13 protein-coding genes are annotated in these 13,831 nt (G+C 62.8%); 6 read left to right on the forward strand and 7 right to left on the reverse strand.

Annotated features, from left to right (window positions below; translation table 11 throughout):
- Positions 1 to 2 precede the first annotated feature (2 nt).
- Positions 3 to 1,148 (reverse strand): efflux RND transporter periplasmic adaptor subunit, encoded by a 1,146-nt coding sequence (locus RHM60_RS23135; RefSeq protein ID WP_231422042.1) that lies wholly within the window; start codon positions 1,146 to 1,148, stop codon positions 3 to 5.
- Positions 1,149 to 1,431: 283 nt separating this feature from the next.
- Here RHM60_RS23135 and RHM60_RS23140 point away from each other — a divergent pair, with 283 nt between their 5' ends.
- On the forward strand, positions 1,432 to 2,064 hold the full coding sequence (locus RHM60_RS23140; protein WP_057007860.1) for a TetR family transcriptional regulator: 633 nt from the start codon (positions 1,432 to 1,434) through the stop codon (positions 2,062 to 2,064).
- A 288-nt stretch (positions 2,065 to 2,352) separates the two neighbouring features.
- On the opposite strand, the gene RHM60_RS23145 is transcribed toward RHM60_RS23140, so the two are convergent.
- From RHM60_RS23145 to RHM60_RS23155, 3 genes are read right to left on the reverse strand one after another with little or no spacing between them, the layout of a single operon-like run.
- On the reverse strand, positions 2,353 to 3,408 hold the full coding sequence (locus RHM60_RS23145; protein ID WP_057007861.1) for an alkene reductase: 1,056 nt from the start codon (positions 3,406 to 3,408) through the stop codon (positions 2,353 to 2,355).
- 46 nt (positions 3,409 to 3,454) lie between these two features.
- A complete protein-coding gene (locus RHM60_RS23150) occupies positions 3,455 to 4,621 on the reverse strand; it encodes an MFS transporter (RefSeq protein WP_231422044.1) in 1,167 nt (388 codons plus the stop codon).
- Positions 4,622 to 4,635: 14 nt separating this feature from the next.
- Positions 4,636 to 4,950 carry an ArsR/SmtB family transcription factor gene (locus tag RHM60_RS23155; RefSeq protein WP_209989754.1) on the reverse strand — a complete coding sequence of 105 codons (315 nt, stop codon included), beginning with the start codon at positions 4,948 to 4,950 and terminating at the stop codon, positions 4,636 to 4,638.
- Positions 4,951 to 5,104: 154 nt separating this feature from the next.
- Between RHM60_RS23155 and RHM60_RS23160 the strand changes: the two genes are divergently transcribed.
- Entirely contained in the window at positions 5,105 to 5,689 is a 585-nt protein-coding gene (locus RHM60_RS23160; RefSeq protein WP_209989757.1) for an ACP phosphodiesterase, read from the forward strand.
- Between the two features lie 109 nt (positions 5,690 to 5,798).
- Here RHM60_RS23160 and RHM60_RS23165 read toward each other — a convergent pair whose 3' ends face one another.
- Positions 5,799 to 6,590, reverse strand: a complete 792-nt coding sequence (locus tag RHM60_RS23165) for a lysophospholipid acyltransferase family protein (protein ID WP_209989760.1) — start codon at positions 6,588 to 6,590, stop codon at positions 5,799 to 5,801.
- A complete protein-coding gene (gene olsB / locus RHM60_RS23170) occupies positions 6,590 to 7,345 on the reverse strand; it encodes an L-ornithine N(alpha)-acyltransferase (RefSeq protein WP_003233840.1) in 756 nt (251 codons plus the stop codon). Before olsB ends, RHM60_RS23165 begins: the two co-directional genes overlap by 1 nt.
- Positions 7,346 to 7,529: 184 nt before the next feature.
- Here olsB and RHM60_RS23175 point away from each other — a divergent pair, with 184 nt between their 5' ends.
- The 4 genes from RHM60_RS23175 to RHM60_RS23190 all read left to right on the forward strand — a co-directional run bounded on the left by RHM60_RS23175 (position 7,530) and on the right by RHM60_RS23190 (position 10,725).
- Positions 7,530 to 8,603 (forward strand): serine hydrolase, encoded by a 1,074-nt coding sequence (locus RHM60_RS23175; protein WP_322212896.1) that lies wholly within the window; start codon positions 7,530 to 7,532, stop codon positions 8,601 to 8,603.
- Complete coding sequence (locus RHM60_RS23180; protein ID WP_209989766.1) at positions 8,600 to 8,914, forward strand: amidase; 315 nt, start codon at positions 8,600 to 8,602, stop codon at positions 8,912 to 8,914. The genes RHM60_RS23175 and RHM60_RS23180 overlap by 4 nt, the downstream gene beginning before the upstream one ends.
- A gap of 70 nt (positions 8,915 to 8,984) precedes the next feature.
- Entirely contained in the window at positions 8,985 to 9,566 is a 582-nt protein-coding gene (locus RHM60_RS23185) for a YceI family protein (RefSeq protein ID WP_231422048.1), read from the forward strand.
- Between the two features lies 1 nt (position 9,567).
- Complete coding sequence (locus RHM60_RS23190; protein WP_209989772.1) at positions 9,568 to 10,725, forward strand: phospholipase D-like domain-containing protein; 1,158 nt, start codon at positions 9,568 to 9,570, stop codon at positions 10,723 to 10,725.
- Positions 10,726 to 10,743: 18 nt separating this feature from the next.
- Here the strand turns inward: RHM60_RS23190 and RHM60_RS23195 are convergent, their stop codons facing one another.
- Positions 10,744 to 13,797, reverse strand: a complete 3,054-nt coding sequence (locus RHM60_RS23195; RefSeq protein ID WP_322212897.1) for an autotransporter outer membrane beta-barrel domain-containing protein — start codon at positions 13,795 to 13,797, stop codon at positions 10,744 to 10,746.
- Between the last annotated feature and the right edge of the window lie 34 nt (positions 13,798 to 13,831).

A 13,831-nucleotide genomic window follows, 5' to 3' on the forward strand; every position in this document is an offset into this window, starting at 1 on the left:
GATTACTCCCCTTTGCCGGCTGCGGCAGCAGGAGCGGCAGCGCCGGCAGGCTTGGCGTTGTCAGCCTCCTTGACCTTCACCTCGGCACCCGGCTTGACGTACTGCAGGCCTTCGGTGATCACACGGTCACCGGCGTCGAGGCCTTTTTCCACCAGCCAGTAGGCACCGGCGGTGCGGTTGGCGACCAGGGTGCGTTGCTCGACCTTGTTGTCCTTGTTCACGATCAGCGCGGTCGGGATGCCCTTGAGGTCACGGGTCACGCCTTGCTGCGGTGCGAGGATGGCCTTGCTGTTCACACCGGCCTGCAACTGGGCGTGCACGAACATGCCGGGCAGCAGGGTGTGGTCAGGGTTGGGGAAGACTGCGCGCAGGGTGACCGAACCGGTGGTCTGGTCAACCGACACTTCGGAGAATTCCAGCTTGCCGTCATGGCCGTAGTCGCTGCCGTCTTCGAGGGTCAGCTTGACCTTGGCGGCGTTGGCGCCGGCTTTTTCCAGCTGGCCGCTTTCCAGGTCGCGGCGCAGTTTCAGCATTTCGGCCGAAGACTGGGTGACGTCGACGTAGATCGGGTCCAGTTGCTGGATCACCGCCATGGCATCGGCCTGGCCGTTGCTGACCAGTGCGCCTTCGGTGACTGCGGAACGGCCAATGCGCCCGGAGATCGGCGCCAGCACCTTGGTGTAGCGCACATTGATCTGCGCGGTTTGCATATCGGCTTCTGCGGTCATGCGGTTGGCCAGGGCGGTGTCGTATTCCTGGCGGCTGACGGCTTGCTCATCGACCAACTGCTTGTAGCGGTCGGTGATCGACTTGGTCTGGGTCAGCTTGGCCTGGGCGCTTTTCAGCGTGGCCTCATACACCGACGGGTCGATCTGATAAAGCTGCTGGCCTTCCTTCACGTCTGCGCCTTCCTTGAACAGGCGCTTGAGAATGATGCCGTTGACCTGTGGCCGAACTTCCGCAATGCGGTAGGCCGTGGTGCGGCCTGGCAGTTCGGTGGTCAAGGTGAAGGCTTGCGGTTGAATAGTGACTACGCCGACCTGAGGGGTTTGAGCGGGCGGTGCCGCTTCTTCCTTTTTACATCCGCTGAGCAGCGATGCCAGGGCGACGGCAGTGACCAGAGCGGTAACAGCTGGCTTAAGTTGCATGAAGATCCTCGGGTCAGGCGCGCTGAGTGCGCACAAGAAGTGTGGAAGGGTGGAAAACAAGTGAGTGGATAAGTAGCTTGCTACGCAATATACTTACGTTCATGGTTGTTTGTAAACTCTTGACAGGCTTCGTGGAATGTTGACAAAGCAACGTGCGAAGCCTCGATTTCATTACGTTCGGTGCCCATGACGGTGTCGTCCCAAAAATATACGGATGATCGTTAGCGTCTATTAACTGCGCGTTAACGATAGTCTGAAGTGCCCTGATTGAGGTTTTACTGCCATGGTTCGTCGCACCAAAGAGGAAGCTCAGGAAACGCGCAGCCAAATTCTCGACGCCGCCGAGCACGCTTTTTACGAGCGCGGCGTGGCGCGCACCACGCTGGCGGATATCGCCTCGCTGGCGGGTGTCACGCGGGGCGCCATCTACTGGCATTTCAGCAATAAGTCCGATCTGCTGCAGGCGCTGCTCGACACGTTGCACGAACCCCTGGATGACTTGGCCCGGGCCAGTGAAAGCGAAGATGAACTTGACCCATTGGGCTGCATGCGCAAGTTGCTGATTCGTCTTTATCATCAAGTGGCTCTGGACCCGAAAACCCGGCGTATCAACGAGATCCTGTTTCATAAGTGCGAGTTCACCGATGAGATGTGCGACATGCGCCGCCAGCGCCAGACGCACACGCTCGAATGCAACCTGCGCATCGGGCTCACCTTGCGTAATGCGGTGCATCGCGGGCAACTCCCGGAAAACCTCGACACAGCGCGCGGCGCGGTGTGTATCCACGCCTACATTCACGGCTTGATCGGTCAATGGTTGCTGGTGCCCGACAGTTTTCAACTGCATCAGGACGCCGAGCGTTGGGTCGATGCAGGGCTGGACATGCTGCGCCTGAGCCCGAGCCTGCGCAATTGAGACAAAATGCGTAATTGCATCAGGTTGTGTCAACAGTAAAGCGCAGGGGCGGTCAATCGTCCCTCTGCCTATTCGTGGGATGACTTTATATACGGGCTGGCGCGCAGTTGATAGGTAGCCGGCTAAGTATTTTGTAGCGTTATTGTTTCGGTTCTGTGAAGCAATGTTTCCAAAGGGACACATCAGGTTTAAAAAATGTGGAGGGGGCTTGCTCCCGATGGCGGTATACCCGTCAGTAAATCAGCTGACTGGCACACGGCTATCGCAAGCAAGCCCCCTCCTATTTGGTTACAGCGCCAGGGTTGGGTAATCGATATAGCCGACCGGGCCCTTGGCGTAGAAGGTTTCCGGGTGCGCCTCGTTCAACGGTGCGTCGGTTTTCAGGCGCGCCGGCAGGTCCGGGTTGGCGATGAACGGAACGCCGAATGCCACCGCGTCGGCCTTGCCCGACGCCAGCCAGGCATTGGCGCTCTCTTTAGTGAAGCGTTCGTTGGCGATGTACACACCGCCGAAGGCTTCTTTCAGGCGCGGGCCGAGGCTGTCGCCGGCTTCCTTTTCGCGGGAGCAGATGAACGCGATGCCACGCTTGCCCAATTCGCGGGCCACATAGGTAAAGGTCTCGGCAGGGTTGTCGTCGCCCATGTCGTGGGCGTCGGCGCGCGGTGCCAGGTGCACGCCGACGCGGCCGGCGCCCCACACGTCGATGGCCGCGTCGGTCACTTCCAGCAGCAGGCGCGCGCGGTTTTCCAGGGAGCCACCGTACTGGTCGGTGCGCTGGTTGGTGCTGCTCTGCAGGAACTGGTCGAGCAGGTAGCCGTTGGCGCCGTGGATCTCGACGCCGTCAAAGCCTGCGGCCTTGGCGTTCTCGGCGCCGGTGCGGTAGGCGTCGACGATGTCGGCGATTTCAGCGGTTTCCAGGGCGCGCGGAGTTGGGTAGTCGGCCAGCGGACGCACCAGGCTGACGTGGCCCGCCGCCTGCACGGCGCTCGGCGCCACCGGGGCTTCGCCGTTCAGGTAGGACGGGTGGGAGATGCGGCCGACGTGCCACAGTTGCAGGAAAATCTTGCCGCCCGCGCCGTGAATCGCTTTGGTCACATTGGCCCAGCCGCGTACCTGGTCGTTGGACCAGATGCCTGGCGTGTCCGGGTAACCCACGCCCATCGGTGCCACGGACGTCGCTTCGCTGAGGATCAGCCCGGCGGAGGCGCGTTGCACGTAGTACTCGGCCATCATCGCATTGGGCACACGGCCTTCATCGGCGCGGCAGCGGGTCAGCGGCGCCATGATGATGCGGTTCGACAGTTCCAGGTCGCCCAGTTTGATCGGATCGAAAATAGTCGTCATCGAGAAAATACCTTTCTGTTTAGGTGGATCAGTCTGTTCAAGTGGATCAATGCGTCGCAGGGGCCAGGTCGGCATCGCCGCTCTGACGGAACGTCAGCAGGGTCACCAGCAGTGCGAGGATCGCCAGGGCTGCGGCCGCGAGCGGCACGCTGGTGAGGCCGAAGCCGTGGGCGATCACGCTGCCGCCGACCCAGGCGCCGAGGGCGTTGCCAATGTTGAAAGCGCCGATGTTGAGGGTGGACACCAGGTTTGGCGCCGCCTTGCCGAACGTCACCACGTTGATCTGCAGCGCGGGTACCGCGGCAAATGAGGCGGTGGCCCACAGGAACAGGGTGATTTCGGTGGGGATCAGCGCGACGCTGGTCCAGGTCAGCGCCGTGGAGATCACCGCCATGCTGATGAACACGCCGATCAGGGTGGCCGCCAGACGCTTGTCCGCCAGCTTGCCGCCGATGATGTTGCCCAGGGTCAGGCCCAGGCCGATCAGCAGCAGGGTCCAGGTTACGCCGTGGGGCGAGACGCCGGTGACGTCGCCGAGCAGCGGGGCAACGTAGGTAAAGAGGGTGAACATGGAGGCGGCGAACAGCGCGGTCATGCTCAGCGACAACCAGATGCCGGCGCCCTTTAGGGCGGCCAGTTCGGCACGCATGTCGAGTTTTTCTTCGTCACGCTTGGCTGGCAGAAAGCGGATGAGGCCGATCAGCGCCACCACACCAATCACCGTCACCGCCCAGAAGGTCGAGCGCCAGCCGGCCTGCTGGCCCAGCGCCGTGCCCAGCGGCACGCCGAGCACGTTGGCCAGGGTCAGGCCGGTAAACATCAGGGCCACCGCCGAAGCGCGCTTGTTGGCCGGCACCAGATTGGCCGCCACCACCGAACCAATGCCGAAGAACGCGCCGTGGCACAGCGCCGTGACCACCCGGGCGAACATCAGCACGTTGTAGTCGCTGGCCAGGGCGCAGAGCAGGTTGCCGACGATGAAAATGCCCATCAACGCCACCAGCGCTGCCTTGCGTGGCAGTTTGGCGGTGGCCAGCGCCATGAACGGTGCGCCGATGGCCACGCCGAGGGCGTAGCCGGTTACCAACCAGCCGGCGCCCGGGATCGATACGCCAAGGTCCGCCGCCACATCGGGCAGCAGGCCCATGATGACGAATTCGGTGGTGCCGATGGCGAAGGCGCTCAGGGCCAGTATGAGTAGCGAGAGGGGCATTGGGGTGTCCTGGGTTAGTGCGCTGCGCTGAGTTCAGCTATGAGCGCCGCGAGGAAAGCCTGGATCACTTCCTCGTTGCGTTTGAAAAAGTGCCACTGCCCGGCCTTCTGGCTGCTGATCAAACCCGCCCGTTGCAAGGTGGCCAGGTGGGCCGACACGGTCGACTGGGACAAGCCGCAGCGCTGGTCGATCTGCCCGGCACAGATGCCGTATTCGTGGTTGTGCAGTTGCTCGGGGAACTGCACTTTCGGGTCTTTGAGCCAGGTGAGGATGTCTCGTCGTACTGGGTGCGCCAGGGCTTTTATTATTTCGTCGAGGTCGATGGACATGGCAGGTGCTCGGTGTCGTGTAGCGTTATATCGCGATGAGGCGAACCTTAAATCGTTATAACCCGATATACCAATATGATTTTGCTCTGAGGTCAGCTCAAATCGGTATATCGGGTTATAACGATACGTTGACGGCAGTGCTAGACTGCGCGCCATGAATTATCTCGCACATCTGCACCTGGGCGGCCAACTTCCCGCGCAACTGCTGGGCAGCCTCTATGGCGACTTTGTCAAAGGCCGCCTGCAGGGCCAGTACAGCCCGCCAATCGAAGCGGCGATCCAGCTGCATCGTTCCATCGACCGTTTCACCGACAGCCATCCGTTGATAGGGGAGGCGTTGTCGCGCTTCAGCCTCACGCGTCGACGTTATGCCGGGATCGTCCTCGATGTGTTTTTCGATCACTGCCTGGCGCGGGATTGGGCACTGTATGCCGACCAGCCCCTGGAGCATTTCACCGCCCAGGTGTACCGCGTGCTGGCGGCTGAACCGCAACTGCCGGGGCGGCTGGCGCAGATTGCGCCCTGGATGGCAGCGGATGACTGGTTGGGTTCGTACCGCGAGTTTGCGGTGATGGACCAGGTATTGCGCGGGATTTCGCGGCGGCTGACGCAGCCCGAAGAGCTGAGCCATGCCATGCAGGAGTTGCGCACGTTATACGAACCGTTGAGTGACGACTTCCGACGCTTCTACCCTGAATTGCAGGTGTTCGCACAGTCTCAACTGACAACACAAGACTAACTGTGGGAGGGGGCTTGCCCCCGATAGCAAGGGTTCAGCCAGCACATGCAGTGACTGACACGCCGCCCTCGGGGGCAAGCCCCCTCCCACATGTTTGACCGTGCCCGTTTCAGGCAGCATAAGCAGGTCGCGCCGCCACGTGCTCAGCCTCCGGCAGCGGCCCGAACAACGCCTTCTGCACCGCCTGCTGCGCCTGGAATGCCAGCGCCGCGCGTTCCTGCCCAGCGCAGGCGATCGGCTTGAGCACATGAATTTCTACATCGCCCTGGTCATTGGCAAACAGGCGCATCAGGTGCGACAGCAAATCATCATCGCCAATAAACGGTGCCAGCGGGTCGACCTGGCCGTTGCGCAGGTAACGAATCGCCACCGGTTGCAGCGACACGTCGGCATCGATCGCACTGGCCAGCAGGCGCCCGTGGAACGTGCGCAGGCTGCGCCCGTCGGTGGTGGTGCCTTCGGGGAACATCAGCAGCGGGTGCTGTTGCTCGAGATGACGGGTCATCTGCTTGCGAATCAACTGACTGTCGCCCGAGCCCCGACGAATAAACAGGCTGCCGGCCTTGGCTGCCAGCCAGCCCGCCACCGGCCAGGTGCGCACCTCGGCCTTGGACAGAAACGACAGTGGCGTGACCATGCCCAGCAGCGGAATGTCGGTCCAGGACACGTGGTTGCTCACCCACAGCATCGGCGTGCGCGGCAGCTCGCCATGCACCGTCACGCGAAAGGGCAGGGCATTGCTCAAGCGTGCCATGAAGAAGCGCGACCAACGCTGGCGCCGCACCATCGAGTTGGCCACGCCCAGGCGCTCGAACAGGCCAAACACACTGGCCATGCTCAAGCCCAGCGCCACCACCAGCAGCACCCGGGCAATGCGCCCGTACACCCGCAGGCGGCCCATTACACAGCCGCCTTGAAGTGGCGCGCGTAACGCGGGCAGAGGTTGTCGCGCTTGAGCAGGATGAACACGTCGGCCACCTGGAAGTCTTCATCCCAGCACGGCTCGCCGCAGATTTTTGCGCCCAGGCGCATGTAGGCCTTGAGCAGCGGCGGCATTTCGGCGATGACGTTGGACGGCAGGTCCAGCGCCGGCAACGGTTTTTTCGGTTCGGCGCGCAGGTGTTCGTTGCACAGGTAGCGTTCGCGCAGGCGCTGCATGATGGCGTGGGCCTGGATGCCGCCGTCGTGCATCGGAATACTCGCGCAGCCCATCAGGTAGCTGTAGCCGCCCTGGTTGAGCACTTCGGCCAACTCGCCCCAGAGCACGGCGATGGTGCCGCCGTTGCGGTAGGCCGGGTCGACGCAGGTACGGCCGATTTCCAGGATCGGACCTTGCAGGTGCAGCAGGCCATGCAGGCTGAATTCTTCTTCACTGTAGAACCGGCCCAGGGTGCTGGCGGCCTGGTGATCGAGCAGGCGGGTGGTGGCGACCAGTCGACCACTGTTCAAATCCCGCACGCCGATGTGGCTGCAGTGAACATCATAGTCATCCATGTCCAGGCCCAGTTCCGCGCCTTTCAGCTTGGCGTTGAATTCGCCGCTGAACACGTTGAACCGCAGGGCCTGTGCTTCCTGCAAAGCCTGTGCGCCAACCAGGCGTTCGGCTTGCAGACGGCGTTCATTGCCGGTGTCGCTGATGCGGGCGATCTGAGTCATGGCGAATCTCCGAGTGCCAGCCACGTTTCGGCCGGTCGACTTGTTTGTCCAAACTCAGGCTATGTAGGCTCGGTGTCATCTCCATGAAGCTACGGTGACGGTTGGGTGACACGCCCCGTGTCGCCAAACTGTCATGGGCCTGGGCTAGCCTCGCGGGCTTGAATGCCCCCTTGAGTCTGCGTCCATGGTCAGAGGCCTGTTGTGTGTTGCCCTGCTGTTAGTCACCGCTGCCGCCCACGCAGAAACCTGGCCCGGCAAGGAGTGGGCCAGAGGTGAGCCACTGGCCGGGCCCGCCGTCGAGGCACTGGATGCCTACGCGTTTCCCGCGCGCGACGACGCGACCCGTCAGGGCGTTCGCACCGACGCGCTGCTGGTGATCCGCGATGGCCAGATCGTCTATGAACGCTACGCCACGCCCACCAGCGCCAGCACGCCACACCTGACCTGGTCCATCAGCAAGAGCCTGATGGCCACGGTGCTCGGCGTGGCCTACGGGCAAAATCGCTTCAAGCTGAGCGACCCGGCCGCACGTTTTTACCCGCCGATGAAACAGCACCCCAAGGTGACCATGGCCGATTTGCTGCACTGGGCCTCGGGCCTGGACTGGCAGGAAGACTACGAATACGCGCCGCTGAAGTCCTCGGTGGTGGCGATGCTCTACACCCGTGGCCATGGCGACATGGCCGAGTTCGCCGCCGACACCGACGCCGCCGTGGCGCCCGGCAAGGCCTTTCGTTACTCCAGCGGCGACAGCAATATCCTCTCCGCCGCGCTCAGAGGCATGCTTGGCCACAAGGCGTACGTGAGTTACCCCTGGGATGCGCTGTTCGAGCCGCTGGGCATTCGCTCGGCCACCTGGGAAACCGACGCCGACGAAACCTTCGTTGCCTCCTCCTATGCCTACCTCACCGCCCGCGATCTGGCGCGGGTCGGCCTGCTGATGGCGCGCGAGGGACGTTGGGGCGATGAACAAGTGCTGCCCAAGGACTGGGTGGCTTTCAACCGCAAGCCGTTCGACGGCTATAAGGCCGGCCAGGATGAAGCCGTACCGGGCGGTCAGTGGTGGCTCAACCAGGGCACGCCACGCCCCTGGCCCGACGCCCCCGCCGACACCTTCGCCGCACTGGGCCATTGGGGCCAGGCGCTGTTCGTCCTGCCCGACGAACACGTGGTGATCGTGCGCTACGGCGACGACCGCGACGGCACTTACGGCCATAACGAACTGCTCAAACGCGTGCTCGCGGCGGTGCAGCCATGATCCGTCGTCATCCGATTCTCAGCCTCTTTGCCGTGCTGCTGCTCGTCCTGCTCGGCTGGGTGTGGCATGAGCGCGTCAATCTGCAAGCCTTCCCCGACATCATTGCGGCCTACACTGCCAAGGAATATTGCTCGTGCCGCTATGTGGCGAATAATCCTGCGGAGTATTGCCGGGGCTACGTGAAACAATACGTGCCCACCAGTGCGTTTCGTGACAACCCGGAGCGCAGTGAGGTGACGGCGAGTGGGTTGGGCCGCACGCACAGTGCACGCTGGTTGGGCGAACGCCAGGGCTGTCGCCTGACTCCCTGAGACAATGGATTTGCGCGGGCCGTGACATTGCGCTTAAGGTTCGTGCAGGTTTTTTGCCCCATGAGTCGCTATGTTCTCTGTCAAACCCCTGGCCTTTGCGCTGCTGGCCTGCGCCGCCTTGCCGGCCCACGCTGCCTGGTACCTCGATAACGAATCCTCGCGCCTGTCGTTCGTCACCACCAAAAACACCGAGATCGCCGAAGTGCAGCGCTTTCTGGTGCTGCATGGCAAGGTCGACGGCAAGGGCGCGGCGCAGTTGCAAGTGGAGCTGGAGTCGGTCAACAGCGCCATCCCGCTGCGTGATGAGCGCATGCGCAACGAGCTGTTCGAGATCAAGACGTTCCCTGAAGCGCTGATCAATGCGCAGATCAATCTGCAGCCGATCAACGATCTGGCGCCGGGGGCACAAATCGAGCTGCGCCTGCCGATAAGCGTCACCCTGCATGGCAAGACCCAGACCTACAGCGCCGAGCTGCTGGCCACGCGCCTGGATGATCGGCGCTTTCAGGTGGTGACGCTGGAGCCGGTGGTGCTGCATGCCGAGGATTTTGACCTGATGCCGGGCGTGGCCGCGCTGCGCAAGGCGGCGGGGCTCAAGTCGATCAGTTTGTCGGTGCCGGTGGGTGCGGTGCTGATTTTCACGGCGCGCTGACGTGAGTGGCGCGGTGTTCCCGTGGCGCAGCGCCAACCGTTTCGAGTTGTTGATCGACGGCCCGCAGTTTTTTCCGCAGATGCTGGTGGGCATCGCCCGGGCCGAGCAACAGGTGGACCTGGAGCTGTACCTGGTGGAGGCGGGGGCGTGTGCCGAAGCGATGGTGCAGGCGCTGGTGCACGCTGCCGAACGCGGCGTGCGGGTGCGCTGCCTGTTCGACGATTACGGCAGCCTGGCGTTCACCTTTGGGCTGCGCAAGCGCTTGACCGACGCGGGAGTGCAGCTGCGGTTCTACAATCGCCTGAGCTGGCGCCGTTGGATGCGCAACCTGTACCGCGATCATCGCAAGCTGCTGCTGATCGACCAGGCAACCGCCGTGGTCGGCGGCACGGGCGTCACCGATGAATTCTGGACGCCAGGGCAGGACACCGCCGACTGGCACGAAGTGATGGTGCAGATCAGCGGGCCGCTGGTGCTGGACTGGCAGGCGCTGTTCGACCGCCAATGGCACGCCAACGCAGCGCGTCGGGCGTGGAAGCCGGCGACCCATTTCGGTTTGCCACGCCTGCCCAAGGTGCCGCCGACCGGCGCGGGCCTTGGCCGCGTCGCCTATGCCGACGCCCGTCAGCATCGCGATATCCTGCAGTCGCTGATCCGCGCCTTGAACAGCAGCCAGCGACGTATCTGGCTGGCCACGCCGTATTTTCTGCCGACCTGGAGCGTGCGCCGAGCCTTGCGCCGCGCAGCCGGGCGCGGGGTGGATGTGCGCCTGTTGCTCACCGGCCCGCGCACCGATCATCCCTCGGTACGTTATGCCGGGCATCGCTACTACCCGCGTCTGTTGCGCGCAGGCGTACAGATTTTTGAATACCAGCCGTGCTTCCTGCACTTGAAAATGGTGCTGGTGGACGATTGGGTGAGCATTGGCTCATGCAATTTCGATCACTGGAATTTGCGCTTCAACCTGGAAGCCAACCTGGAAGCGCTGGACCCGGCACTGACGCTGGCCGTGGCGAGCAGTTTCGAACGCGATTTTACCCAGAGTCAGGCGGTCAGTCTGGAGGCCTGGAAAGCGCGGCCGTTATGGCGGCGGGTGAAGCAGCGGGTGTGGGGCTGGATCGACCGGCTGGTGGTCAATCTGTTGGATCGGCGAGGGTAAGCCCCCGCCTGAACCCGCTTAAAACTGCAGCGAATATTGCGCCGTGATGCTCTGGTCCCGCGAGCGTTCACCGCGTTGCTGGTTGAAGCTCAGGTCGAGGGCACTGTCACGGCTCAGGCGCGCGGTGGCGCCCACTTCCAGCCGGGTGCTCTGGCGGTCCAGCGGTGCACCGCTGACACTCATCACCCGCCCGCCATCCCAGGCCGCCCTGGCAGTGGGTTGCAGGTCGCCGCTGGCGCGGGTGTAGGCCAGGCCGCCGCGCAAGCTCAGCCACGACGGGCCGATCTGCGCCTTGCCCAGGTCGAGGTTGACCCGCACACCGCCGGTGGCCAGATTGACGCTGTCTTTCGAGGCTTTACCGCGCAGTGCCGCGATGCCGCCGCGCTCGTTGAAGCCATCGCTGCGCTGTTGCACATTGGCCAGTTGCACGTACGGCTGCCAATCCCAGACGTCATGGCTGAATCGGTAGTTGGCTTCGGCAAAGGTCTGCAGGGTGCGGCTGGCGTACTGGGTGGACAGGCGACTTTCTACGCCGGGGAAGCTCACGCGGCGTCTGGTCTCGATCTCATGCCGGGCGTAAGCGATGCCGCCATACAGGCCGAACGCTTCCCAGGTGTGGCCGGCGTACAGGCCCAACTGGTAGCTGTCGACACTGGCCTTGCCCCTCGAGCCAGCCTTTACGTCGGTGCTGCTGCTGCCTGCCACCACGCCCAGGCGGGTGCCCTGTTCCAACTGATGATCGAAGCCGACCAGCAGGCCCGTGGTGCTGTGGGCTGCACGCGAGGTGCCGCTGTCGCCACCAAGCTGGCCGGACTGGCGAGGCATTTGCACCCACACACCGCGTTGGGTCGCGTTCGGCCCGGCTGAGCGATGGTCTGGCGCGAGGCGCTGACGGTCGAACACTGCCTGGCGCAGTACGCGGCTGTTTTCGATCAGCACCGCCTGGGTGCTGGCATGCAGTTCGCCGCTCAACTGGTCCAGGGCTGAGGGGGCCTGGTCGGGGAACAGCGCGGTCAGGCGTTGTGCCAGTGGCGAGGTCAGTGCGTCGCTGTCGGCGGTCTTGGCGACGGCCTGCTGGTTGGGCGTTTCGGCTGCCGAAGCCAGTGAGCGGCCACGTCCGAATTCCACCAGCAGGGCGTTGGCTTGCTTGACCTGGGACACGCTGAGGAACGGCGAAAACTCACGGCGGTCAATCGCGGCAAACTCGCCGCTCAAGGCGGCGTTGGCCTGCAGGATACTGTAGCGCTGGCCGAGGTAATAGCTGTTGGGTTGGGCGCTCAGGTACAGCGTGCCGCCGTTGATCGATACCTGATTGCTCACCTGCAGTTTTGCCGGTGCAGTCGGGGCGATCAGCCCGGTCATCAAGGTTGAGCCAGCGGCTTGCCGGTAGTTACCCTCAACCGCCAGGGACCCGTTGAGGCGCAACGTGCCGCCGTCGACATTGACGTCGCCCTTGAGATTATTGGTGCCGTCCAGCTCCAGAATGCCCTGCTTGAGGGTGGCCCCGGCAAAGCGGTTATTGCCGCTCAGGCGCAGCCAGCCGATACCGGTTTTTTCCAGGCGTCCGGGGCCGCTGATGTCGTTGCGCCAATCGTCCCAGGCGCCGCCTTGCCAGACGATTGCACCGCCGGCTGGGCGGTCCATGTTGACCACGGTGTCGACGCGCATCTGGCCGGGGCCATCGATGGCTTTTTTCAGGTTCATCAGGCCCCAGCCGTAGACATCGTCGACGCCTGGGTCGCCCAGGTCGGTGGCCGTGGTCAGCAACACGTCGCGGATTTGCGGGTTGTCGAGGTAGGGGAAGCGTTCCATCAGCAGGGCCAGGCCGCCGGTGACGTGGGGGGCGGCCATGGAGGTGCCGGAACTCACCGCATAACCTAATTCAGGTTGATCACCCGTTACTGTGAAGCCGTCGATATCACCGTTCTGGTCAAAGTGGTTCTGGGTTTGTATTGCACCGCTGACCCAGGACGAGTTGATGTCCGTTCCGGGCGCGGCCAGGCACCAGTCTTTGCTGAAGCCGCAGCGTTTGGAAAAATCGCCCAAGGTCAGCTCCCTGTTCAAGTTGACGACGGTCAACCAATAGGGCTCCAACTCTGCAATGGCACGTGGCAGGTTGGGCTGCAGTCCGGCATTTGGTGCTGTTTGAGGGGAGGCGTTTGCCGTGGGCAGGTTGCCTGCTGACCAGACGTGCAGCATCCCATACTTGCTGGCGTTGTCGGCTATGGCCTTGAGTTCTGTATAAACGGCGGTTCCGGTATCGCTTAATACACTGTCCAGCTCTGCTTCATTCGCAGGGGAAAATGGGCTCCCCCAACTATGGTTGACGACGCGCACATTCTGTCTGTGCAAATCGGCATAGGCGGCGCCTACCGCTGCTGCTGTCGGAAGCGGGGCTCTCCAAATATCGGTGATGGCAATGGGACCTCCCAGATAGGTATTACCGAACTTGCGCACTGCACTCAGATTAGCCCCGTAAGCCACACCCTGGACCCCGGAGCCATCGCGATTGGCAGTTGCTATACCGGCAACATGGGTGCCGTGCGCATCGTATGTAGTGCTTACCAGGCCGAGATATTCATCAAGTTGCTCCCGGGTAAGGCTGCCGTCGGCAATCAGTTCTTCAAGGGTCGCCAATGCGTCGGGTGGCAATGAGCCGATAACGGTTACAGCAGCACGATCACCTTCGGCGTAGAAGCAGCCATTTTCCAGCGAGGCCCCACTCAGGCAGCCGTTGTCAGCCATGAGCACGCCGATAGTTGGCTTCCAGGCAAATTCGCTATGGCGCAAGTCGGTTCCGGAGTCGTAAATGCCTATTTGAACCCCCGCGCCACTCAACCCCCGGGCATAAGCGTAATCCGCACCGACTGCACCCAACCCCCAGTTACTCTTGAACTCTTCACTGCGCCAACTGGCGGCATCGTGCAGGCGTCCCTGCTCGGTGTAGTTCGCCGCGGTAACGGGCGTACCCCACAGGCAGCCGAGCACACAGAGGGCGATCGCATTTCGTTTGAACGATGATTGAGCAGGCGTTGTTGCAGCGGCCGTTCGAGGGCGAATCGTAGGTGACATAGTTCGCACACTTGCACATAAAAATGGGCTGACA

Origin of the sequence: Pseudomonas sp. MH9.3, assembly GCF_034354675.1 — a bacterium.
Classification (GTDB): Bacteria; Pseudomonadota; Gammaproteobacteria; order Pseudomonadales; family Pseudomonadaceae; genus Aquipseudomonas.